We start from the raw sequence: 1,305 nt of genomic DNA on the forward strand, positions 1-1,305 counted from the left end.
GATCTGCGGTCGTATGGTTTTGTGAGACAGCTTGATGGGAGCTTCAGTTCAGATGACCACGCCCAGAAGAAAATACGATGCGGCTTTCCGTGAGGATGCTGTGCGGCTTGTTTTGTCCACGAACCGGTCGGTGAAACAGGTCGCCGAGGAGATCGGGGTGAAGGAAAGCACGCTGGGGAACTGGCTGCACAGGCATCGAGAGAGCCACCAGGGCGCCGCGCCGGTCCTGCCTGAAGAACGGGGGCCGGTGCCGTGGGACGAGCACCGGAAGGCACTGGCCGAAAATGAGCGGTTGAAGGCCGAGGTCGAGTTCCTGGGAAAAGTCAGCGCCTTCTTTGCCGCGAAGCAAAAGTAGAGGACTTCTACGAGTTCATCGAAGCGGAGAAGGCCAACTATTCCGTGGCGTGGCTGTGCCGGGCGTTGAAGGTCTCCCGGGCCTCGTTCTACCGGTGGCGCGCCCCTGCCGGGCCCTCACCGCGTGCCGTGCGGCATGAGGATCTGGTCACCGCGGTTACCGGCCTGTACGAGAAGGAACAAGGCCGTGCCGGCCGTGACCAGCTGACGCTTTTGCTCAACGCGGCCGGGACCAAAGTCTCCGCCCCGACCGTCGGGGCCATCATGCGAGAAAAGGGCCTGCGGGCCATCCGAACCCGGGCCTGGAAACAGACCACGGTCCAGGACCCGCAAGCCAAGACCGCCCACATCGAGAACCACATGCTCGATGAACAGGGCAAACGCGACTTCACCTCCGCGGTGCCCGGGACCCGCCTGGTCGGAGACATCACCTACCTGCGCACCGGGGAGGGCTGGCTTTATCTGGCCACCGTCATCGACCTGTTTTCGGGCATGGTCATCGGCTGGTCCATGGCTGCCCACATGCGGGCAAGCCTGTGCACCGCAGCCCTGCAGATGGCACGGAACCACGGCCGTTTCGCCGAGCATGGTGTGGTGTTCCACTCCGACCGTGGCACCCAATACACCTCTGACGAATTCCAGGAATGGTGCGCCACGAACGGGGTCACCCAGTCCATGGGCAAGGTCGGGGTGTGCTGGGACAACGCGGTCGCCGAGAACTTCTTCTCCCACCTCAAAACCGAGTTCTACCACCACCACGGATTCGGCTCCAGACTCGCAGCCCGGACCGGAGTGATGGACTACATCGAAGGCTGGTACAACCGCCGCCGTCCCAACCGCAGGGCCGGCGGCATCCCACCAGCCGCCGCCCACGAAAACCACCACAACCGCGCCCAGGAACCCCTGGCCGCCTAACACCAACGAAACTGTCTCAAAAACTTGACGAGCGCA

The 1,305-nt window shown here is 63.2% G+C and carries 1 protein-coding gene; it reads left to right on the plus strand.

Annotation, left to right across the window (positions count from 1 at the left end):
* Positions 1 to 52 precede the first annotated feature (52 nt).
* A protein-coding gene (locus AC1DD5_RS25650; protein WP_477523125.1) for an IS3 family transposase occupies positions 53 to 1,269 on the plus strand; the annotation gives its coding sequence in 2 pieces (ribosomal slippage) (positions 53 to 317 and positions 317 to 1,269; 1,218 coding nt in all).
* The last annotated feature ends 36 nt before the right edge of the window (positions 1,270 to 1,305 follow it).

The organism is Paenarthrobacter sp. 10L420, from assembly GCF_056395385.1.